18 protein-coding genes are annotated in these 21,740 nt (G+C 67.3%); 8 read left to right on the top strand and 10 right to left on the bottom strand.

Going from position 1 to position 21,740, the window contains the following annotated elements; translation table 11 throughout:
* Positions 1 to 12 precede the first annotated feature (12 nt).
* Complete coding sequence (gene ptsP / locus FFS49_RS14425) at positions 13 to 2,595, top strand: phosphoenolpyruvate--protein phosphotransferase (RefSeq protein WP_105816774.1); 2,583 nt, start codon at positions 13 to 15, stop codon at positions 2,593 to 2,595.
* A gap of 87 nt (positions 2,596 to 2,682) precedes the next feature.
* The gene (gene nagE / locus FFS49_RS14420; RefSeq protein ID WP_071335115.1) at positions 2,683 to 4,452 is read left to right on the top strand and encodes an N-acetylglucosamine-specific PTS transporter subunit IIBC; all 1,770 of its coding nucleotides are present in this window, start codon (positions 2,683 to 2,685) and stop codon (positions 4,450 to 4,452) included.
* Between the two features lie 173 nt (positions 4,453 to 4,625).
* Here nagE and FFS49_RS14415 read toward each other — a convergent pair whose 3' ends face one another.
* The 6 genes from FFS49_RS14415 to rpoH all read right to left on the bottom strand — a co-directional run bounded on the left by FFS49_RS14415 (position 4,626) and on the right by rpoH (position 12,191).
* The gene (locus tag FFS49_RS14415) at positions 4,626 to 7,109 is read right to left on the bottom strand and encodes a family 20 glycosylhydrolase (RefSeq protein WP_105816775.1); all 2,484 of its coding nucleotides are present in this window, start codon (positions 7,107 to 7,109) and stop codon (positions 4,626 to 4,628) included.
* A 586-nt stretch (positions 7,110 to 7,695) separates the two neighbouring features.
* A complete protein-coding gene (cydX, locus tag FFS49_RS14405; protein WP_011353251.1) occupies positions 7,696 to 7,812 on the bottom strand; it encodes a cytochrome bd-I oxidase subunit CydX in 117 nt (38 codons plus the stop codon).
* A 62-nt stretch (positions 7,813 to 7,874) separates the two neighbouring features.
* Positions 7,875 to 9,011: a cytochrome d ubiquinol oxidase subunit II gene (gene cydB, locus FFS49_RS14400; RefSeq protein WP_105816776.1), complete on the bottom strand. Its 1,137-nt coding sequence runs from the start codon at positions 9,009 to 9,011 to the stop codon at positions 7,875 to 7,877.
* A gap of 31 nt (positions 9,012 to 9,042) precedes the next feature.
* Complete coding sequence (locus FFS49_RS14395) at positions 9,043 to 10,623, bottom strand: cytochrome ubiquinol oxidase subunit I (RefSeq protein WP_071335113.1); 1,581 nt, start codon at positions 10,621 to 10,623, stop codon at positions 9,043 to 9,045.
* Positions 10,613 to 10,888: a cytochrome oxidase putative small subunit CydP gene (gene cydP, locus FFS49_RS14390; RefSeq protein ID WP_105816777.1), complete on the bottom strand. Its 276-nt coding sequence runs from the start codon at positions 10,886 to 10,888 to the stop codon at positions 10,613 to 10,615. Before cydP ends, FFS49_RS14395 begins: the two co-directional genes overlap by 11 nt.
* 367 nt (positions 10,889 to 11,255) lie before the next feature.
* Positions 11,256 to 12,191: an RNA polymerase sigma factor RpoH gene (gene rpoH / locus FFS49_RS14385; protein WP_039346096.1), complete on the bottom strand. Its 936-nt coding sequence runs from the start codon at positions 12,189 to 12,191 to the stop codon at positions 11,256 to 11,258.
* Positions 12,192 to 12,549: 358 nt separating this feature from the next.
* On the opposite strand from rpoH, the gene FFS49_RS14375 reads away from it, so the two are divergent.
* Both FFS49_RS14375 and FFS49_RS14370 read left to right on the top strand, forming a co-directional pair.
* A complete protein-coding gene (locus tag FFS49_RS14375; RefSeq protein WP_071335111.1) occupies positions 12,550 to 13,119 on the top strand; it encodes an acyloxyacyl hydrolase in 570 nt (189 codons plus the stop codon).
* A gap of 45 nt (positions 13,120 to 13,164) precedes the next feature.
* Positions 13,165 to 13,548 (top strand): nuclear transport factor 2 family protein, encoded by a 384-nt coding sequence (locus FFS49_RS14370; RefSeq protein ID WP_039346091.1) that lies wholly within the window; start codon positions 13,165 to 13,167, stop codon positions 13,546 to 13,548.
* 143 nt (positions 13,549 to 13,691) lie between these two features.
* On the opposite strand, the gene leuA is transcribed toward FFS49_RS14370, so the two are convergent.
* Both leuA and ybiB read right to left on the bottom strand, forming a co-directional pair.
* Positions 13,692 to 15,338 (bottom strand): 2-isopropylmalate synthase, encoded by a 1,647-nt coding sequence (gene leuA, locus FFS49_RS14365; RefSeq protein ID WP_105816779.1) that lies wholly within the window; start codon positions 15,336 to 15,338, stop codon positions 13,692 to 13,694.
* A 380-nt stretch (positions 15,339 to 15,718) separates the two neighbouring features.
* The gene (gene ybiB, locus FFS49_RS14360) at positions 15,719 to 16,693 is read right to left on the bottom strand and encodes a DNA-binding protein YbiB (RefSeq protein ID WP_039346089.1); all 975 of its coding nucleotides are present in this window, start codon (positions 16,691 to 16,693) and stop codon (positions 15,719 to 15,721) included.
* Between the two features lie 188 nt (positions 16,694 to 16,881).
* Between ybiB and maiA the strand changes: the two genes are divergently transcribed.
* Entirely contained in the window at positions 16,882 to 17,526 is a 645-nt protein-coding gene (gene maiA, locus FFS49_RS14355) for a maleylacetoacetate isomerase (protein ID WP_047852678.1), read from the top strand.
* 85 nt (positions 17,527 to 17,611) lie between these two features.
* Here maiA and ftsY read toward each other — a convergent pair whose 3' ends face one another.
* Complete coding sequence (gene ftsY, locus FFS49_RS14350) at positions 17,612 to 18,766, bottom strand: signal recognition particle-docking protein FtsY (RefSeq protein WP_039346088.1); 1,155 nt, start codon at positions 18,764 to 18,766, stop codon at positions 17,612 to 17,614.
* 215 nt (positions 18,767 to 18,981) lie between these two features.
* Between ftsY and rsmD the strand changes: the two genes are divergently transcribed.
* The 3 genes from rsmD to FFS49_RS14335 all read left to right on the top strand — a co-directional run bounded on the left by rsmD (position 18,982) and on the right by FFS49_RS14335 (position 20,531).
* Positions 18,982 to 19,596 (top strand): 16S rRNA (guanine(966)-N(2))-methyltransferase RsmD, encoded by a 615-nt coding sequence (gene rsmD, locus FFS49_RS14345; protein WP_039346086.1) that lies wholly within the window; start codon positions 18,982 to 18,984, stop codon positions 19,594 to 19,596.
* 111 nt (positions 19,597 to 19,707) lie between these two features.
* Positions 19,708 to 20,205, top strand: coding sequence for a pantetheine-phosphate adenylyltransferase (gene coaD, locus FFS49_RS14340; RefSeq protein ID WP_039346084.1), 498 nt, complete (start codon positions 19,708 to 19,710; stop codon positions 20,203 to 20,205).
* A 59-nt stretch (positions 20,206 to 20,264) separates the two neighbouring features.
* Positions 20,265 to 20,531, top strand: coding sequence for a YfhL family 4Fe-4S dicluster ferredoxin (locus tag FFS49_RS14335; RefSeq protein WP_039346082.1), 267 nt, complete (start codon positions 20,265 to 20,267; stop codon positions 20,529 to 20,531).
* An 83-nt stretch (positions 20,532 to 20,614) separates the two neighbouring features.
* Here the strand turns inward: FFS49_RS14335 and hisC are convergent, their stop codons facing one another.
* Entirely contained in the window at positions 20,615 to 21,682 is a 1,068-nt protein-coding gene (gene hisC, locus FFS49_RS14330) for a histidinol-phosphate transaminase (protein WP_105816780.1), read from the bottom strand.
* Between the last annotated feature and the right edge of the window lie 58 nt (positions 21,683 to 21,740).

The raw sequence follows: 21,740 nt of genomic DNA, 5'->3' as shown, positions 1-21,740 counted from the left end.
CCGAGACCGCCGATGAGACGCGCCGAGGAGTCCCAGTTGAAGAGCCCCACCCACGATCAGATCGTCCTGCTTTCCCCGTTGACGGGGCCGATCGTCGCGCTGGCCGACGTGCCCGATCCGGTGTTCTCCGGCGGGATGTTCGGCGACGGCATCGGTATCGACCCGCTCGCGGGCCAGCTCGTCGCACCGTGCGCGGGCGTCGTGTCGCATCTCGCACGCACGGGCCACGCGGTGACGATCACGACGCCGCAGGGCGCGGAAGTGCTGCTGCACATCGGCATCGATACCGTCGAGCTGAACGGACAGGGTTTCATCGCGCACGTCGAGGCGGGCGCGCGTGTCGAGGCGGGCACGCTGCTGATCGAGTTCGACCAGGACGCGGTGGCGCGCAGCGCGCATTCGCTCGTGTCGGTGATCGCGATCGCCAACTCGGATGCGTTCGAGGTCGTCGATCGTGCCAGCGGCTTCGCGACGGCCGGCAAGACGCCGCTGCTCGTGCTGCGCGGCAAGGGCGAAGCGGCCGTGCAGGCGGCGCAAACCGGCGCCGCGGCGCAGAACGAAGTGCGCCGTGAAATCGTGCTGGCGCAACCGGGCGGCCTGCATGCGCGGCCGGCCGCGCGGGCGCGCGAAGCCGTGCGCGGGTTCGACGCGACCGTCGACGTGCTGTTCGACGGCCGCAAGGCGTCGATCGCGAGCGTCGTCGGCCTGCTCGGCCTCGGCGCCGGCGAAGGCGCGACGGTCGAGCTCGTTGGTCGCGGCGCCCATGCACAGCAGGCCGTCGATGCGGTCGAGCACGAGCTGCTGCGCGAAGCGCACGGCGAAGTCGAGGAGCAACCGGCGCGGCTGAAGTCGCCCGCGCCGCAGACGGTCGCACGCAACGTCGGTGCCCCTGTCGAACCCAACACGCTCGCAGGCGTGTGCGCGGCGCCCGGCATCGCGGTCGGCACGCTGGTGCGTCTCGACGATGCGGAAATCGTGCCGCCCGAGCAGGCCGCCGGCACGCCGGCCACGGAAAGCCGCCAGCTCGACCGGGCGCTGAAGGCGGTCGACGCCGAACTCGCCGAAACCGTGCGCAACGCATCGGCGCGCGGCGCGGTCGGCGAAGCGGGCATCTTCGCGGTGCACCGTGTGCTGCTCGAGGACCCGACGCTGATCGACGCGGCGCGCGACCTGATCAGCCTCGGCAAGAGCGCAGGCTTCGCATGGCGCGCGACGATCCGCACGCAGATCGATACGCTGTCGAAGCTCGACGATGCACTGCTTGCCGAACGCGCGGCCGACCTGCGCGACATCGAGAAGCGCGTGCTGCGTGCGCTCGGCCATACGAACGGCGCCGCGCGTGTGCTGCCCGACGAAGCGGTGCTCGCGGCCGAGGAATTCACGCCGTCCGACCTGTCGTCGCTCGATCGCCAGCGCGTGACCGCGCTCGTGATGGCGCGCGGCGGTGCGACTTCGCACGCGGCGATCATCGCGCGGCAGCTCGGCATCCCGGCGCTGGTTGCGGTCGGCGATGCGCTGTACGCGATTCCGGACGGCACGCAGGTCGTCGTCGATGCGAGCGCGGGCCGGCTCGAACACGCACCGACCGCGCTCGACGTCGAGCGCGCGCGGCACGAGCGCCAGCGTCTGGACGGCGTGCGCGAGGCGAACCGGCAACTGGCGGGTGAAGCGGCTGCGACGGTCGACGGTCGCGCGATCGAGGTCGCCGCGAACATCGCGACGCTCGACGACGCGAACACCGCGGTCGACAACGGCGCCGACGCAGTCGGCCTGCTGCGCACCGAGCTGATGTTCATCCATCGCCAGGCCGCACCGACGGCGGTCGAACACCAGCAGAGCTACCAGTCGATCGTCGACGCATTGCAGGGCCGCACGGCGATCATCCGCACGCTCGACGTCGGCGCCGACAAGGAAGTCGACTACCTGACGCTGCCGCCCGAACCGAACCCGGCGCTCGGCCTGCGCGGCATCCGTCTCGCGCAGGTGCGCCCCGATCTGCTCGACGATCAGTTGCAGGGCCTGCTCGCGGTGAAGCCGTTCGGCGCGGTGCGCATCCTGCTGCCGATGGTGACCGACGCGGGCGAGCTCGTGCGGCTGCGCAAGCGCATCGACGAATTCGCGCGTGCGCAGGGCCGCACCGAGCCGATCGAGGTCGGCGTGATGATCGAGGTGCCGTCGGCCGCGCTGCTGGCCGACCAGCTCGCGCAGCACGCGGATTTCCTGTCGATCGGCACCAACGACCTGACGCAGTACACGCTCGCGATGGACCGCTGCCAGGCCGATCTCGCGGCGCAATCCGACGGCCTGCATCCGGCCGTGCTGCGCCTGATCGACATCGCGGTGCGCGGCGCCGCGAAGCACGGCAAGTGGGTGGGCGTGTGCGGCGCACTCGGCGGCGATCCGCTCGCGGTGCCGATCCTGGTGGGCCTCGGCGTGACCGAACTGTCGGTCGACCCCGTATCGGTGCCGGGCATCAAGGCGCGTGTGCGCCGTCTCGATTACCAGTTGTGCCGTCAGCGCGCGCAGGATCTGCTCGCGCTCGATTCGGCACAGGCGGTAAGGGCAGCAAGCCGCGAGGTCTGGCCGCTCGACTGAGCGTCGACGGCAGGTTCGCGACCGGTTTCAAGACGAAAGCAATTAGGTCAACGACGATTAATGACGAGACAAGGATTGGAGGACTGAATGAACGGGAATCCGTTTCTGAAAATACAGGGCCTGGGCCGGGCGCTGATGCTGCCGATCGCGGTGCTGCCGGTTGCCGGCATCCTGCTGCGGCTCGGCCAGCCGGACGTGTTCAACATCAAGATGATCGCCGACGCCGGCGGTGCGATCTTCGACAACCTGCCGCTGCTGTTCGCGATCGGCGTGGCGGTCGGTTTCGCGAAGGACAACAACGGCGTGGCAGCGCTCGCGGGCGCGATCGGCTACCTGATCGAAACCGCGATCATGAAGGACATCGATCCCAAGCTGAACATGGGCGTGCTGTCCGGGATCATCGCGGGTGTGGTCGCGGGGCTGCTGTACAACCGTTATAAAGACATCAAGCTGCCGGACTACCTCGCGTTCTTCGGCGGCAAGCGGTTCGTGCCGATCATCACGGGGCTGGTCTGCGTGATACTCGGCATCGCGTTCGGGTACGTCTGGCAGCCGATCCAGCATGCGATCGACGCGGCCGGCCAGTGGCTGACGACGGCGGGCGCGATCGGTGCGTTCGTGTTCGGCTTCCTGAACCGCCTGCTGCTCGTCACGGGCCTGCACCACATCATCAATTCGCTCGCGTGGTTCGTGTTCGGCAACTTCACGCCGCCCGCCGGCGGCGAGATCGTGCACGGCGACCTGCACCGCTTTTTCGCGGGCGACCCGACCGCGGGCACTTTCATGGCCGGCTTCTTCCCGATCATGATGTTTGGCCTGCCGGCCGCGTGTCTCGCAATGCTGCACGAAGCGCCGAAGGAACGCCGCGCGATGGTGGGCGGCCTGCTGTTCTCGATGGCGCTCACGTCGTTCCTGACCGGCGTGACCGAGCCGATCGAATTCAGCTTCATGTTCCTCGCGCCGGTGCTGTACGTGATCCATGCGGTGCTGACGGGGCTGTCGCTCGCGATCTGCCAGATCCTCGGCGTGAAGCTCGGCTTCACGTTCTCGGCCGGCGCGATCGACTACGTGCTGAACTACGGGCTGTCGACGAAGGGCTGGATCGCGATCCCGCTCGGCATCGCGTACGGCGCCGCGTACTACGGGCTGTTCCGTTTCTTCATCCGCAAGTTCAACATGGCCACGCCGGGCCGTGAGCCGGCATCGGCCGATGCGGCCGAGCAATCGTACGCATCGGGCGGCTTCGTCGCACCGGCGGCCGGTGCCGCGGCTACGGCTGCCGCGCCGCGTGCGCAACGCTACATCGCCGCGCTCGGCGGGGCAGGCAACCTGTCGGTCGTCGACGCGTGCACGACGCGCCTGCGCCTGACCGTCGTCGATCCGGAGAAGGTGTCGGAGCCGGAGCTGAAGTCGATCGGCGCGCGCGGCGTGCTCAAGCGCGGCGGCAACAGCGTGCAGGTGATCATCGGGCCCGAGGCCGACATCATTGCAGACGAGATGCGTGCCGCGATCGGCAGCGGCGCGGCAGGGGCGGCATCGACGGCGACGGCCGCCGCCGCACAGCCTGTCACGGGCGCGGCCGCCGGCCCGCTCGATCCGGAGCCGACGCGCTGGCTCGCGGTGTTCGGCGGTGCGACCAACGTCGTATCGCTCGATGCGGTGGCCACCACGCGCCTGCGTGTGGTCGTGCGCGATCCGTCGGCGGTCGATCGCGATCGTCTCGGTGCGCTCGACGTCGCGTGGGTGTCGCTCGACACGTTCCACATCGTCTGCGGCAACGCGGCCGCACGCTATGCCGAACAGCTCGGTGCGCGCCTGCCGCCGTCGGGCAGCGGGGCGGCTGCTCAACCGGCCTGATGCGGATGCGATGAAGCCGTCCAGATCCGCGCTGCGGGTTCGGGCCGGCCGGCAAAACGAAAACGGCTTGCGATGCGTCGCAAGCCGTTTTTCCTTGGTGCGGGCGACGGCGTGACGCGTTCGCCTGCGTCGCGCCGTCGCGCCGTCGCGCAGCCGTGCAACCGCTCAGCCGGTCACGGATTCGTCAGCGTGAAGGTCGGCTTCCGGTAGCCGACGCCGGCCCGGTCGAGCTTCGGCAATTCGCGTTGCGTGAGCAGCGTCGCGAAACCTGCCCAGTCGCGCTGCAGTGCGGCCGTGTCGACGTGATGCGTGTCGCCGCGCTTGAAGCGCACGCCGGCCGCATACGGCAGTTCCCAGTCGGCCCGGTGCCATGCGCGCTCGGCGAGCGCGAGCAGCCGCGGATAGGCCATGTATTCGAGGAAGGTGTCGTTGCGCATCACCTCGCCCCACGCCTGCCCCTGCATGCCTTCGATGCGCGGCGCCGGGCCCGTGCCCGTGACCTCGAACGCGTTGCCGTCGCGGTCGCCCATCACTTCGGCGTTCTGCGGCAGGTTCTCCGGTGCGAGCGAGAACACCTTGTACTCGTCCGTCGCGTGCGAGCCCCAGTAGTAGCCGCGCTCGCGCGGGTTGAGCGTGTACGGGAAGTCGAAGTACAGGTAGTCGGGCAGCGCGAGCACCGTCAGGTAGCCCTTGCCGCTCAGGTCGCGTGCGCTGTCCGATGCGCCCCAGAAGATCGTGTCCCACAGCGACACCATCACGTGGCGCGTGCTGAAGTCCTGCGGCCCGTTCGCATGCTTGATGCCGTCCTGCCACGCGGCCATCGTGTCGATCCCGTTCGCGTTGACCGCCGCGCTCACCTGTTGCGCGAAACGCGTCGGCAGCTCGTCGATCGACTTGATCTCGCCGCGCTGGAGCAGCGCCGTGCACGCGGGCGAACGCGCCCACGGCTTGTCCTGCGCGGCGAGGTCGATGCGCCCCTTGTTCGGGTCGGTGCCGTTCAGCGGCTGGAAGCCCCCGCCGAGGAAGATGTTCTTCGCCTCGTCGCCGCCGTAGTGCCAGGTGTGAAGCGGCGCCTGCGCGTCCGTATGCATCGCCGCGATCTCGCGGATCACCTTCGACGCGAAATTGAGCGCGCCCGGCACGCACGGGTTCAGGTCGCTGCGCCGGTCGTAGAACTGCACCGTCGTCAGGTTCGACGTGTCCTGCGGATCGAGCAGCCGGTATGCGTTCGCTTCCTGCTCGCGGCCGGCCGCATGCAGCCGCTTGTAACGTGCCTCCATCGTCACGACGGCCGCGCGCGCATGCGCGGGCATGTCGATCTCCGGGATGATCTCGACGAAATGCGCGGCTGCGTAGCGCACCAGCGACACGTAGTCGTCGCGCGTCAGGTAGCCGCCGCCGGAGCGGTTGTCCGGGCCGGAGCCGAGCTGCGGCAGCAGGCAGCGCGTCTCGCTCGGGTCGTGGCAGCGGCGTCCCCCGATCTCGGTGAGTTCGGGCAGGCCGGGAATCTCGATGCGCCAGCCCTCGTCGTCGGACAGATGCAGGTGCAGGCGATTGAGCTTGTACGCGCTCATCTGATCGATCAGGCGGCGCAGCGTCGCCGGATGCTTGAAGTTGCGCGCGAGATCGACGTGCATCCCGCGATGCGTGAAGCGCGGTGCATCCTCGACGAGCATCGCCGGGATCGCGCCGCCGCCAACGGGCGCGAGCGAGTAGAGCGTCTGCACGCCGTAGTAGAGGCCGGCGCGATCGTACGCTTCGATGAACGCACCGCGCGGCCCGATCGCGAGCCGGTAACCGCCCGGCGTCGCGATGTCGGCCGGCAGTCGGCGCGGCGCGACCACACCCCATACCGGCACGCGTGCACCGTCGAGACCGAGTGTGCTTGCGCGTTCGCGCAGTGCCGCGACCTGCGCGTCGGGCAGGTTCGGCAGCGCGAGCTCGACGCCGCGCAGGTCGAGTGTGCCGGGCAGCGGCTGCTCGCGCTTCACGCTTGGCAGCGCGCGGCTCGCGTCGGGCCGCGCGGCGACGGGCGGCGCATTGCCGGTCGAGTTGTTCTGCGCGTCGGCCGGCAGCGATTCGACGTAGCGCAGCTCGTCGTCGGTGTCGTTGTAGCGGAGCACGGCGGCCGGCGCGCCATCGACGACCACGTACGGGCGCGGGATCACGTCGCTGTACCGCAGCAGCCAGTATTCGGCGACGAACGGCAGCTCGATGCGCTCGCCCGGTGCCAGCCGCACCGAGCCCGGTTGCGGCGTCAGTTCGTACAGGTCGCCGGTGAGCCGCCGCAGCGCGAAGCCGGGGCGGTCGATCCGCAGCAGGCGGCGGATGCTGTGCAGGTAGAGCTTCCAGCCGCCGTCGGCGATCGCCTGATGGCCGCGGTTCTGCAGGATCAGGCGGCCGGTCGCGCAGGCCGCGCCGTCGGCGCCGAGATCGGCGCACGGCACGCCGGACGCGGCCGCGTGATTGTTGTCGACGGCGACGCGCAGCGCGAGTCCGTTCGACAGCAGCGCCGCGAGATCGGCCGGCGGCACGGGTGGACGGACGGTGCCGGCCGTTGCGACCGCCGCGCTCGACGCCGGCAGCGCGCCGGGCGCGACCGGCGACAATGCCGCGATCAGCAGGCCGGCAAACAGGGTGGACAAGGTTCGGTTCATGCGGACTCCTGAGACAAAAGGGGGCGTAGCGGCGTCACGGGATGACGTCGCTGCGAACGGGTCTTGCAACGGAGCTGCGGGGACAACAGGGTGCGCGGGCGATGCGGCTGCCCGCGCTGTGTCGGCACGCGGGCGCGTGCGTTACGGAACGGGTGGCGGGCAGGCGTGCCGGTCGGATCGGCGCGGGCGGGTGTGCGTCCTCATCGGCGGCGCACGGCAGCGGCTGCTGCTGATGTTGATGTCGTGATGACGTGCCCATGGGCCAAGGCGCGTGCGCGGCCTGCACGGTCGAAGACGGTCGCGCTCGCCGACGGCGCACAACTGGCCGCCGCGTGCAGACGACGAGACGGCGCGCAGTCGCGCGCCTCATACGGGATTCGCATGTCTCCCCCACCCGGAAGGATTCGGCCTGTCAGCGGCCGTGTCCAAAGATCTTATGAAACCTTTTATTGGTATTCAAGTGGTATCAATCTGGCGCTAAATTGGCATCGGTGTGACGGGCCTGTCCGGCCGGCCCCGGGCGAAAAAAAACCTCGCGCGAGGCGAGGTTCCTTCGGGATGGCGGCGGCGCGATCGGCCGCGCGCGTCAGTCGTGGCGAACGCGTGCTTCCTGCGTCTTCTGCCGCGCTTCGAGCCACATCGCATTGACGATGCCGAACGACAGCGCGACGCCGATACCGAGAATCCAGCTGAAATACCACATGATCCGACTCCTTGCGAAACGGTGGGCGGGGGCACATGCGCGCCCCGGCCCGGTTCAAAGCATCAATACATCGAATGCTTGTTCTCTTCGATCACCTCGCGCGTGACCTTGCCGCGCATCACGCGGTACACCCAGCTCGTGTAGAGCAGGATGATCGGCAGGAACACGATCACCGCGAACAGCATCACCTGCAGCGTCATGTGGCTCGACGTCGAATCCCATACGGTCAGGCTGCTGCGCGGGTCGAGCGACGACGGCATGATGAACGGGAACATCGAGAAGCCGGCGGTGAGGATCACGCCCGTGATCATCAGGCCCGTGCAGAAGAACGCCGTCTTTTCCTGCTTCGAGCCGGCGAGCAGCAGCGCGAGCAGGCCGCCGGCGATCGCGACGACGGGCGCCGCGATCATCCACGGATACTCGCCGTAGTTCGCGAGCCACAGGCCCGAGCCGGCTGCGACGTCCTTGAGCAGCGGGTTCGCGACGGTGTCGGTCGGTGCGGCGTGCGTGATGTGGAAGCCGCCGATATACGACGCGATCAGCACGCCGGCCAGCACGAACAGCACGACCGCGAGGAACGACGCTACGCGCAGTGCGACCGACGCGCGGCGCGCGATCACGCCTTCCGTCTTCATCTTGATGAAGGCGGCGCCGTGCGCGACGAGCATCGTGAGGCTGACGAGCCCGCACAGCAGCGCGAACGGGTTCAGCAGCGCCCAGAAGCCGCCGTAGTAGGTCACGCGCAGGTCGCTGTCGAACTTGAACGGCACGCCTTGCAGCAGGTTGCCGAACGCGACGCCGAACACCAGCGCCGGCACGAAGCCGCCGACGAACAGGCCCCAGTCCCAGCCCGCGCGCCAGCGCGGGTCCGGCCGCTTGCTGCGGTAGTCGAAGCCCACCGGCCGGAAGAACAACGCGAACAGCACGAGCAGCATCGCGAAGTAGAAGCCGGAGAACGACGCGGCGTAGACGAGCGGCCAGGCCGCGAACATCGCGCCGCCGGCCGTGATCAGCCACACCTGGTTGCCTTCCCACGTCGCGCCGACCGTGTTGACGATGATGCGGCGTTCCTCGTCGGTCTTGCCGAGGAACGGCAGCAGCGCGGTCGCGCCCATGTCGAAGCCGTCGGTGACGGCGAAGCCGATCAGCAGTACGCCGACGAGCAGCCACCAGATCAGCTTGAGAGTTGCATAGTCCATAGCGATTCCTTGTTCGGTTGCGACAGCGTGCTCAAACCGCGGCCCGCTCGCCGGCGGCGGCGAGTTCGTGGTGATAGCGGCCGGTATGCAGCGACGACGGGCCGAGGCGTGCGTACTTGAACATCAGCTTGATCTCGATGACGAACAGCGCGGTGTAGAACGCGATGAAACCGGCGAGGCTCAGGTACAGATCCGTTGCCGTCAGGCTGGACGCGGACAGATGCGTCGGCAGGATGCCCGCGATCGTCCACGGCTGGCGGCCGAGCTCGGCGACGACCCAGCCGAATTCCGCGGCGAGCCACGGCAGCGGGATCGCCCACACCGCATAGCGCAGGAACCAGCGGCGGTTGTCCTGCAGCAGTTGCCGGCGCGCGCAGAACCAGAACGCGGCGACGAAGGTCGCGAGGAACAGGAAGCCGAGGAACACCATGATCCGGAACGAGAAGAACACGGGCGCGACCGGCGGGATCGTCTTCTTCGCGGCGGCCTTGATCTGCTCCGGCGTCGCATCGATCACGTTCGGCGTGAACTGCTTGAGCATCAGTCCGTAGCCGAGATACTGCTTGTGCTGGTCGAACAGCGCGCGGGTCGCGTCGCTCTTGTCGCCTTCCTTGATCTTCTGCAAGGCGCCGTACGCGACCATCCCGCTCTGGATGTGTTCTTCACTGTGCTTCGCGAGCTCGCGCAGGCCGATCACCGGCTCGTCGATCGAGCGCGTCGCGATCAGGCCGAGCGCGTACGGGATCTTGATCGCGTAGTCCGTGCGTTCTTCCTTCTGGTTCGGGATCCCGATCAGCGTGAACGATGCCGGTGCCGGTTGCGTTTCCCATTCCGATTCGATCGCGGCGAGCTTCATCTTCTGCACTTCGCCCGTCGTGTAGCCCGACTCGTCGCCGAGCACGATCACGCAGAGCGTGGCCGCGAGGCCGAAACCGGCTGCCACTGCGAACGAGCGCAGCGCGAAGTCGACGTCGCGCTTCCGCAGCAGGTACCAGGACGAGATGCCGAGCACGAACATCGCAGCCGTCACGTAGCCGGCCGACACGGTGTGCACGAACTTCACCTGCGCGACCGGGTTGAACAGCACGTCGAACAGGCTCGTCAACTCCATGCGCATCGTCTGGTAGTTGAACTCGGCGCCGACCGGGTTGTTCATCCAGCCGTTCGCCACCAGGATCCACAGTGCGGACAGGTTCGAGCCCAGCGCGACGAGGAACGTGACCATCAGGTGCTTGACCTTCGACAGGCGGTTCCAGCCGAAGAAGAACAGGCCGACGAAGGTCGATTCGAGGAAGAACGCCATCAGGCCTTCGACCGCGAGCGGCACGCCGAAGATGTCGCCGACATAGTGCGAGTAGTACGACCAGTTCGTGCCGAACTGGAATTCGAGCGTGATGCCGGTCGTCACGCCCATCGCAAAGTTGATCCCGAACAGCTTGCCCCAGAACTGGGTCATGTCCTTGTAGACCTGCTTGCCGGTCATCACGTATACGGCTTCCATGATGACGAGCAGCCAGGACAGGCCGAGCGTCAGCGGCACGAACAGGAAGTGGTAGAGCGCCGTGATGCCGAACTGCAGACGCGACAGATCGACGACTTCGCTACTTATCATGGTGGTCTCCCTCGGTGGATGCAGGCGCCGGTACCGAGAGCAGCTTCTCGGCGACGGCGGCAGGCGGCAACGACATGTGCTCGGCCTGCGGATGATTGAAGAATGCGTATTTGAGCGACATCAGGAGGATCAGCTTGACGATCAGCACCAGGGTGATGTCGCGGGCGAGGGTCGGGCCGCGTGCCCACGCGGCAATGCGCGCGCGCCAGCCGATCGTTCCGGCCGGCCGCGGCGGAGGCGCAGGCTCTTTATTGATCGAGATCAAGGTGATTATCCTGAATCGATTTAGGTGCGATTTGGGGCGACTTTACGTCGGATTTATGACGGCCGTGAAGCTGTTTTAATCCTTTTGCGCCTGACATGCCAATTTTAAAATGACGGCTTTCCGATGCCGAGTGCTGCGCTGCGGCAGACCGTCGCGAAACACGGGCCGAAACTTGAGGCAGATCAAGGTTATGCGGAAGGGGCCCGCAAACGGCCTATTACCTGACGAATCAGGTCAATTAATCCGCACTGAAACGGGCCGAAAAACGTACGAAGAAGCGAATGAGAAGCAGCGGAAATGACGGGCGAAAAAAAACCGCTGCCGGTCGGGCAGCGGTTTTTGATGAAGCGCTCTAAATCGCAGCGATTTACGCGTATTCGGCGAGGGCAGTGCGCATCTTTTTCATCGCGCTCGCTTCGATCTGGCGGATGCGTTCCGCCGACACACCGAACTCGGCAGCGAGATCGTGCAGCGTCGAGCCGCCCGAGCCGTCGTCGTCGACGTGCAGCCAGCGTGCCTCGATGATGCGGCGGCTGCGCGCGTCGAGTGCGCCGAGTGCCTGCGCGATGCCGTCCGTCTGCAGCGTGTCGCGCTGACGCGCGGCCAGCACGGCGGTCGGTTCGTTGTGCGAGTCGGCCAGGTAGGCGATCGGCGCGTACGATTCCTCGCCGTCCTCGACCTGCCCTTCGAGCGCGATGTCGCCGCCCGACAGGCGCGTTTCCATTTCGGTAACGTCTTCGCGCTTGACGTTGAGTTCCTTCGCGAGGCCGTCGATTTCCTCGGGCGTCATCGCCTGCAGGCCCTTCTTGTGGCTGCGCAGGTTGAAGAACAGCTTGCGCTGCGCCTTGGTCGTCGCGACCTTCACCGTGCGCCAGTTGCGCAGGATGTACTCGTGGATCTCTGCCTTGATCCAGTGGATCGCGTACGACACCAGGCGCACGTTTTGCGCCGGGTCGAAGCGCTTCACCGCCTTCATCAGGCCGATGTTGCCTTCCTGGATCAGGTCGCCGTGCGGGAGGCCGTAGCCGAGGTAGTTGCGCGAGATCGACACGACGAGCCGCAGGTGCGACAGCACCAGGCGGCGTGCCGAGTCGAGGTTGTTGCTTTCGCGGAATTCGGTCGCGTACTGGCGTTCCTCTTCGACCGTCAGCAGCGGAATGCGGTTGACGGCCTGGATATACGCGTCGATGTTGCCGAGCTGGCCCGGCAACATCGATTGGGCTGCGAGCGCCAGCGAGCCTGCCGATGCGGCCTTGGCCGGCGTCGGGCTCAGGGTGTTCGGGAGGGTCAGGGCGTTGCTCACTAAAAACTCCTTTGGAATCAGGGACAAACCCCCGGTCTCGGATGAGATTCCGGGAGCCATCTTAGCACTCCCGGAAACCGAGTGCTAATTCCTTAGAGCAAGCGTGGGCATCGGAGTTCCCGTTTTTCTATCGAGCAAGTCGAGTCGATAGTCTATTCTGCGACAGAGGGCGCGGAGCGAAGTTCCGTAAGCCGTTGTTTCTGATGGGAATCGGTAGACGATTTCAATTTTTGTCGTTTTGGAAGCAAGCCATTTCGCTTTGTGATGCCGATCCGAAAAGTCCTTTACCATACCATTCAGTTCGCTCGAGCCGGCCGAAGCGGCTGGCTCCATTCAACCCCCAAAGTTGGAGTGACAGATGAACAATAAGAAGAATCGCCGGCCCCGCAGCCGGCTTGCGCTGCACGCGATGCTGGCGGCGTCCCTTCTGGGCGGATCGGGCGCGGCATGCGCGGATCGATGGGGGATCCAGGCGGGCGGCGGTTTTTCGGATCGCCACGGGGTCGACAAGGCCGACCTCGGCGTGGTGTGGGATCCGGGCTGGAACTGGTGGGAAATCGGCGGCTGGCACTTCGCGTTCGTCGTGGAAGGGCATGCCGGCTACTGGCACACGGGCGGGAACGTCCACGGCAACATCGGCGAATTCGGCGTGACGCCGATGTTCCGCTTCATCAAGAGCGCCGGGGAGGTCCGCCCGTTCATCGAGGCCGGCGGCGGCGTCAGGCTGCTGACGCACCCGACGATCTCGGATCGCTTCTCGATGGGCACCGCGTTCCAGTTCGCGCCGACGGCGGGGGTGGGCGTGCAGTTCGGCCAACGGCAACAGTATCAGGTCGGCTACCGTTTTGAACATGTGTCTAACGCGGGTATCAAAGAGCCGAATCCTGGTATAAATTTCCACCAGTTCTACTTGCAGTACAACTTCTGATCCGCACGCCCGCGCACGGCGTGCGCGTTGCCGAGGAGTCAGGCGATGGCGAAGGTGGTCGATGCGATCCGCGCGCTCGAGCGCGATCGGTTCCGGGCGATGGTGGACGGGGACGGCGAGGCGCTCGACACGCTTTTGTCGGACAAGGTGTTCTTCGTGCACACCAACGGCAAACGCGAAACCAAGCAGCAGTTCATCGACGCCATCGTCGCCGGCCGCCGCCGCTATCGCCAGATCGAAATCCAGTCGCAGGACGTGCTGCCCGTCGGCGATGAAACCTGCGTCGTCACCGGGCGCGCGTTGATCGAGATGGAAACGAACAACGGCGGCCTGGTCTTCCCGATTGCCTATACCTCGGTCCATACCCACGAGCAGGGCCGCTGGAGCCTGTTCGCGTGGCAGGCGACGCGGTGCGCGACCGAGACATGAGCGCGCGTGGCGTTCCTTTTCATGTCCCGACCGAAGCGGCCTTCTGGGCCGCTTTTTACTGCCTCGTGCGGCGCGGATCGCGCGGCGCACGGGCGGTCACGCCCCGCTCGCTGACGTTTGAACCCTGAAACCGAACCGGGCGCTCAGGCCGCCGCGCGGCGATCCGCGCAGTGCCAGGCCGAGCGGTTGATCGCGCTGACGACCGCATCGAGCGCGGCGCTCGACGCATCGGCATGCAGGCCGACGCCGTGCCGCAGCGGCGCATCGCCGACCCGGCAGCCGACCGATACCGCGATCCGTCCGTCCGTCGTGCGGGTGTGTTCGCACGACGCGACGTTGATCGCCGCGCCGGCGGCCGCCGCGAATCCCGCGGCCAAATGTCGCACCGCCTCGTCGGGCGGGGTATCTGCCGCGGGCGCTGCCGCGATCTCGCGGTTCTGCCAGCGCGCGCCGTTGCCGTGTCGCGCGGCCGGCCCGTCGGTGTCGAAGAATTCGCGCGCGAACAGCGCGCAGATCGCATCGCCCGTCACTTCCTCGCCGGACGCGTCGGCGAGCGTCTGCACCGCGCGGCTGAATTCGATCTGCACGCGGCGCGTCGGCGTGAAGCCCATCCCGCGTTCGAGCAGGAACGTGGCGCCGCCCTTGCCGGACTGGCTGTTCACGCGGATCACCGCGTCATAGCTGCGGCCGAGGTCGGCCGGGTCGATCGGCAGGTACGGCACTTCCCAGGCCGCGTCGGGGCGCTGCTGCGCGAAGCCCTTGCGGATCGCGTCCTGGTGCGAGCCCGAGAACGCGGTGAACACGAGGTCGCCCGCGTACGGGTGGCGCGGATGCACCGGAATCTGGTTGCAGCGTTCGACGACGCGGCGCACCGCGTCGATGTCGGAGAAATCGAGGCCCGGATCGATGCCCTGCGTGTAGAGATTCAGCGCGAGCGTGACGAGATCGACGTTGCCGGTGCGTTCGCCATTGCCGAACAGGCAGCCCTCGATGCGGTCGGCGCCCGCGAGCAACGCGAGTTCGGCCGCCGCGACCGCGGTGCCGCGATCGTTGTGCGGATGCACGGACAACACGATGCTGTCGCGGTACGCGAGGTTGCGGTCCATCCACTCGATCTGGTCGGCGAACACGTTCGGGCTGGCGGCCTCGACGGTGGCCGGCAGGTTGACGATCATCTTGTGATCGCGGGTCGGCCGCCAGGTTTGGGCGACCGCGTCGCAGATCTCGCGCGCGAACGTCAGCTCGGTCATGCTGAAGGTTTCCGGCGAGTACTGGAAGGTCCACTGCGTGTCGGGGCGCGCGGCGGCGTGTTCCTTGATGATGCGCGTGCCGTCGATCGCGAGCGCCTTCACGTCGGCCTTCGACATCCCGAACACGATGCGGCGGAACGACGGGCACACCGCGTTGTACAGGTGCACGATCGCGCGTGGCACACCTTCGAGCGCATCGAACGTGCGGGCGATCAGGTCCTCGCGCGCCTGCACGAGCACTTCGATCGTCACGTCGTCGGGAATCCGCTTGTCGTCGATCAGCTTGCGGACGAAATCGAAGTCGGTTTGCGACGCCGACGGAAAACCGACTTCGATCTCCTTGAACCCGATCGCGACCAGCATTTCGAAGAACTCGAGCTTCTGCTCGATGCTCATCGGCTCGATCAGCGACTGGTTGCCGTCGCGCAGGTCGGTGCTCATCCAGACGGGCGCGCGCTCGATGGTGCGCGACGGCCATTTGCGGCCATTGAGGCGGACGGGCTCGAACGGACGGTACTTGTCTTGCGGATTGCGCTGCATCTTCTGGACCTCGGGTCTCAAGTCGCGAGCGAAGACGGGCGGCATGGGCGACGGTTGGCGCTGCCTCGCTCCGCGGCACGTGAACGCGCTGCGGATGCGGATGATCTTCGCGAGTCGGCCGACGGATAGACGGACGAATGCTGACGACTTCGGGTTGTAAAAACTACGAGAGGGGTACTGCGAGGAACTGCTGGGAGGGACCGTGCGGACAGCACACGGCGCTACGACAGCCTTAGGCTAGTCGTAGCGATAGCGGCCGCGCTAGGCGGCCGGAGGTAATTCGGAGGGTGTTCGGAAAGGAACGCATGAGGACAACTCTATGCCAGGATGCGCTCGCGTGTCAAATGCCCTGCGATCGGGGCCGGCTCGCGAGCGCGCCTTCAGCGTGCGATACGGGCGATCTGGACGATCGTCGCGACCTGCCGGGCGACCGTGTCGGGCACCGGCACTTCGCCGCGCAATACGGCGTCGGTCCACGCGGCCGTCGTGGCCGCATCGCGCGATTCGGGCAGCGCGACAGAGGGCGCGTCGGTCGACGAGCGTTCGGCCTCGATCAGCGTGTCGCACACGCCGTCGTGCAGCCAGTCGACCTGCACCTGGCGCCGCGTGTCGGCAACGGCTTCGCCCTCGGTGCCGCGCGCCAGCAGCGCGCCGCCGAGCGCGGCGTCCGGATGGTCGCGGAACAATTGCGCCAGGCTGTCGCGGTACGGCGGGTGCGTGTAGTTGACGAGCCGCAGGCCGGCCGGCGCGAACGGCTGCAGGATCTTCACGAGCGTGTGCGTCGAGTTGCGCACGCCGAGCACGCTGCGCATCGACAGCAGGCGGGCGATGCGCGGCGCGAGCACCTCGATCGACGCGAACGCGACGCGGCGCTCGGCGAGCATGTCCTCGATTGCATCGTGCGACGTCGACGGCGCGATCGACAACGCCGAGAAGATCTCCGCGCTCGTCACGCGGCCGGGATCCCGCTCGACGCCATGCACGAGCACCGGCACGCCTTCGCGCGCGAGCAGCAGCGCGAGCAGCGGCACGAGGTTCGGTTGCTTGCGCGCGCCGTTGTAGCTCGGGATCGACACGGGGCGGAACGCGGCATCCTGCACGTGCACCGGCTCGAACGACGCCTGCGCGGCGGCGAGCATCGCGGCCAGCTCGTCGGCGGATTCTCCCTTCAGCCGATAGGCGATCAGGATCGCGCCCAGTTCGACGTCCGACACGCGCGCGTCGAGCATGGCGCGATAGAGCTCGAACGTGTCCTCGGCGGACAGGGCGCGCGCGCCGTTCGGGCCGCGCCCGATTTCCTTGATGAAGCGGGCGCAAGGGAACGGAGCGGCGGCGGGATCGTGGGAGGCGGTCATCGGGGCGTGGGGCGGGCGGCCGGCGTCGGGCCGCGCTGTGAGCGGTGAGGAATGCCCCGAGTATCGCACGGGTGCGGCTGTCGCCAGGCGAGGCCGCGCGGCGCGCTACACTCTGATTCCCGGCGATGCGCGCCGGCTGCGCCGCGCCCGTGCCGTCGCCGGCCGAATACGACTACGAGAGACATCCCATGAAGCTTTACAGCTATTTCCGCAGTTCCGCGTCGTACCGCGTGCGGATCGCCCTGAACCTGAAGCAGCTGCCGTTCGACTATGTCCCCGTGCACATGCTGCGAGACGGCGGCGAGCAACTGAAGGACGCGTATCGCGCGCTGAATCCGGATGCGGTCGTGCCGACGCTGACCGACGGCGACGCGACGCTGCAGCAGTCGCTGGCGATCATCGAATATCTCGAGGAAACCCATCCGGAACCGGCGCTGCTGCCGAAGCAGCCGGTCGATCGCGCGTATGTGCGAGCGGTCGCGCTGCAGATCGCGTGCGAAATCCATCCGCTCAACAACCTGCGCGTGCTGAAGTACCTGAAGCACACGCTGCAGGTGCCCGAAGAAGCGAAGAACGCGTGGTACCGGCACTGGATCGAGGCGGGCTTCGACACGCTCGAGACGCGCCTCGCGAGCGATCCGCGCACCGGCAAGCTGTGCTTCGGCGACACGCCGACGCTCGCCGACGTGTGCCTCGTGCCGCAGGTGTTCAACGCGAACCGCTTCTCGATCGACACGACGCGCTATCCGACGATCCAGCGGATCGTCGACCATGCGTCGACGCTCGATGCGTTCAAGGCCGCCGAGCCCGGCGTGCAGCCCGACGCCGAATGAGCGTGCCGCGCCCCGGCCACGCATGACCGGGCCCGCATGAAAAAGGGCGCCCGAAGGCGCCCTGTGCGATGCGTGCAGGCGATGTTCAGCCGAGCAGCGCGTCCGCGAATTCGACCGCGCTGAACGGCTGCAGATCCTCGACCTTTTCGCCGACGCCGATGAAGTAGACCGGCACCGGACGCTGACGCGCGATCGCAGCGAGAATCCCGCCCTTCGCGGTGCCGTCGAGCTTCGTGACGATGAGGCCGGTGAGGCCGAGCGCGTCGTCGAATGCCTTGACCTGCGTGAGCGCGTTCTGGCCGGTGTTCGCGTCGATCACCAGCAGCACCTCGTGCGGCGCGCCGTCGTGCGCCTTCGAGATCACGCGCTTCACCTTCTTCAGCTCTTCCATCAGGTGGAGCTGCGTCGGCAGGCGGCCGGCCGTGTCGGCCATCATCACGTCGATCTTGCGCGCGCGCGCTGCGCTGACCGCGTCGAAGATCACCGCGGCCGGATCACCGCTTTCCTGCTGCACGACCGTCACGTTGTTGCGCTCGCCCCAGACTGCCAGCTGTTCGCGCGCGGCCGCGCGGAACGTGTCGCCCGCGGCCAGCAGCACCGACTGGTCGAAGCTCTGCAGATGCTTCGCGAGCTTGCCGATGCTGGTCGTCTTGCCGGCGCCGTTCACGCCGGTGATCATCATCACGAGCGGCTGCGCGCGGCCGAGCATCAGCGATTTCTCGAGCGGCGTCAGCAGCTCGACGAGCAGGTCGTGCAGCGCGGCCTTCACCTGCTGCGGGTCGGTCAGGCGGCCGGTGCGCACCTTTTCGCGCAGCGCGCCGAGCAGGTACTCGGTCGCGTCGACGCCCGCGTCGGACATCAGCAGCGCGGTTTCGAGCTCCTCGTACAGATCCTCGTCGATCTTCGTGTTGACGAACACGCCGGTGATGCTCGAGCCCGTCTTCGCGAGCCCCGTTTTCAGGCGCGCAAGCCACGATTTCTTCGCGGTGGCGTCCTGCAGCGGCGGCGGGACGATCTCGACCGTCTCGACGACTTCGTCGCGGCCGTCGTTGGTCGGCGTGACCGTCATCACGACGGCCGGCGCGGCCGGTTGTGCGGGCGCTTGCGGCACGTCGGCCACAGGCGGGGCCTCGACCGCGGGCGCGTCGGACGGCTCGTCCGTTTGCTGCGCGTCGGCCGATTGCGATTCCGCCGGATCGGGCTCCTGCGTTTTCTTGAATCGTTTGAAGAAGCTGAACATGGTCTGACGTCGGGAAGAGGGCGGGCCGCCGTGAGGGGCGGGCACCGGACGGGCCGTTCTGCGTTCGCGCGGGCGCGGCGCACGGCGGCCGAAACCGTGCATTTTATCAGTGCGGCGTGGCGCTCGCGCCAGTGTGCATCGCCGCTGTGGTAACGTGCGCCTGTTTGGCGGTGCGCCCCCGCGCGCGCCCGGTCCCTCCGTCGTCGATATTCCGTATGTCCCGTTCCTCTCCCGGCCGCCCGGCGGCCCCTTCCGGCCGCGGCAAGCCGCACACGATCCGCATCATCGGCGGTGACTGGAAACGCACGCCGCTCGCGGTGCTTGACCTGGACGGCCTGCGGCCGACCCCCGATCGCGTGCGCGAGACGCTGTTCAACTGGCTCGGCCAGGATCTCGAGGGCCGGCGCTGCCTCGACCTGTTCGCGGGCACCGGCGCACTGGGTTTCGAGGCCGCGTCCCGCGGCGCGGCGAGCGTCGTGATGGTCGAGCGCCATCCGCGCGCGGCGCAGCAGCTGCGTGCGATCAAGGACAAGCTCGGCGCGCGTGCGGTCGAGGTCGCGGAGGCGGACGCGCTGCGGCTCGCGGCCGGGCTCACACCGGGCGCGTTCGACGTCGTGTTTCTCGATCCGCCGTTCGACGATCAGGCCGTCCTCGAGCGCGCCATTGCGCTGGCGGCGCCGCTCGTCGCGGCGGGCGGCGCGCTGTACGTCGAGACGGGGGCGGAACTCGATCCGGCCGCGCACGAGGCGCTCGCAGGCTGGCAGGTCGTGAAGCACGGCAAGGCCGGTGCGGTTCACTATCATTTGCTGCGGCGCGAAAATGATGAATAATGCGCGTTCCATACGAGGCGGCGCGCCGCAAAGGCGACGTATGCCCATCTCGGCAGCGGCGCGTGCATCGCACGGCTGCCATCCCGTTTGCGTGATGACAGGAGGAGCGACATGGTAGTCGCCGTGTATCCCGGTACGTTCGATCCGCTTACGCGCGGGCACGAAGACCTCGTGCGGCGTGCGTCGAGCATTTTTGATACGCTGGTGGTCGGTGTCGCCGACAGCCGCGCGAAAAAGCCGTTCTTCTCCCTCGAAGAACGTCTGACGATTGCGAACGAGGTGCTCGGCCATTATCCGAACGTGAAGGTGATGAGTTTCACCGGCCTCCTGAAGGATTTCGTCCGCACCAACAATGCGCGCGTGATCGTGCGCGGCCTGCGCGCCGTGTCCGATTTCGAATATGAGTTCCAGATGGCGGGGATGAACCGCTACCTGCTGCCCGACGTCGAGACGATGTTCATGACGCCGTCCGATCAGTACCAGTTCATCTCGGGGACGATCGTGCGCGAAATCGCGCAGTTGGGCGGCGATGTCAGCAAGTTCGTGTTTCCGTCCGTCGAGAAGTGGCTGACCGAGAAAGTCGCTGCGATCGGAGGCCCTGCCGCGTAATGCGGTGCCGGCCGGTTTCGTTGCGAAGCCGGCCGCCGGCCTGAAGAAGTGAGATCAGTATGGCTTTGATGATTACCGACGAGTGCATCAATTGCGACGTGTGCGAGCCCGAGTGCCCGAACGGCGCGATTTCGATGGGCCCGGACATCTACGTGATCGACCCGAACAAGTGCACCGAGTGCGTCGGCCATTTCGACGAACCGCAGTGCCAGCAGGTGTGTCCGGTCGAATGCATTCCGCGCGATCCGCAGCATGACGAATCGCACGCGCAATTGATGGAGAAGTATCACGCGTTGATCGCCGATAAAGGCGACGACGCGTCGTGACCCCGTAGTGGCGCGCGCGCTCGAGTCCTTCGGCACGCCCGTCACGCATTCGGATCGGCGCCGCCCGGCGCCGGTTCTCTCGTTCAGGTCAGCAGTTCGCGCAACGCCGCGACGAGCGCGTCGCATTCGGCATCGGTGCCGACGGTGATGCGCAGGTGCTGGTCGATCCGCGGCAGCCGGAAGTGCCGCACGAAAATTTCCCGTTCCTTCAGTTTCGCCGCGATCGCGCCCGCGTCGTGCGCGGGATGGCGCGCGAACACGAAGTTCGCGGCCGACGGCACGATGTCGAAGCCGAGCGCGTCCAGTGCATGCGTCAGACGCGTCCGGCTGTCGATCACGCGCCCGCAGGTTGCGTTGAAATAATCGATGTCTTCATAGGCGGCCTGCGCGGCAACTTGCGCGAGCCGGTCGAGCGGGTACGAGTTGAAGCTGTCCTTTACGCGGTTCAGCGCGTCGATCAGCGCTGCGTCACCGAATGCGAAACCGACGCGCATGCCCGCGAGCGAGCGCGCCTTCGACGTGGTGTGGACGACGAGCAGGTTCGGGTAGCGGTCGATCAGCGTAATCGCGGACTGCGCGCCGAAGTCGACATACGCTTCGTCGATCACGACGACCGACGACGGATTCGCGGCTGCGATCCGCTCGACGTCGGCAAGCGGCAGTGCGCGCCCGGTCGGTGCGTTCGGGTTCGGAAACAGCACGCCGCCGGCGTCGTCGAGATAGTCGTCGACGCGGATCGAGAAGTCGTCCGCGAGCGGCACGATCGACGTCTGGACGCCGTACAGGCGCGCATAGGTCGGATAGAAGCTGTACGTGATGTCGGGGAAGCGCAGCGGCCGGTCGTGCTTGAGCAGCGCCTGGAACGTGTGCGCGAGCACCTCGTCGGAGCCGTTGCCGACGAACACCTGCTCGGGCTCGATGCGGTGATGGGCCGCGACCGTTTCGCGCAGCGCGCGCGCAACCGGGTCGGGATAGCGACGCAGCGTGTCGCCGGTCTCGCCGAGTTCGCGTGCGATCGCCGCGACGACGCGCGGCGACGGCGGATAGGGATTCTCGTTGGTGTTCAGCTTGACCGGGTGTGCGAGCGCAGGCTGCTCGCCCGGCACGTAAGGCACGAGTTGCTGAACGATGTTGCTCCAGTAACGGCTCACCGCTTGGCTCCTGTCGGGCAAAGCGACCAGATTACCGCATGTGCGCGCAGGGTGGGGC

Source organism: Burkholderia sp. 4NA327C6 (genome assembly GCF_005502655.1).
GTDB classification, from domain to species: Bacteria; Pseudomonadota; Gammaproteobacteria; order Burkholderiales; family Burkholderiaceae; genus Burkholderia; species Burkholderia contaminans.
This window is presented reverse-complemented; position numbering and strand designations above follow the sequence as displayed.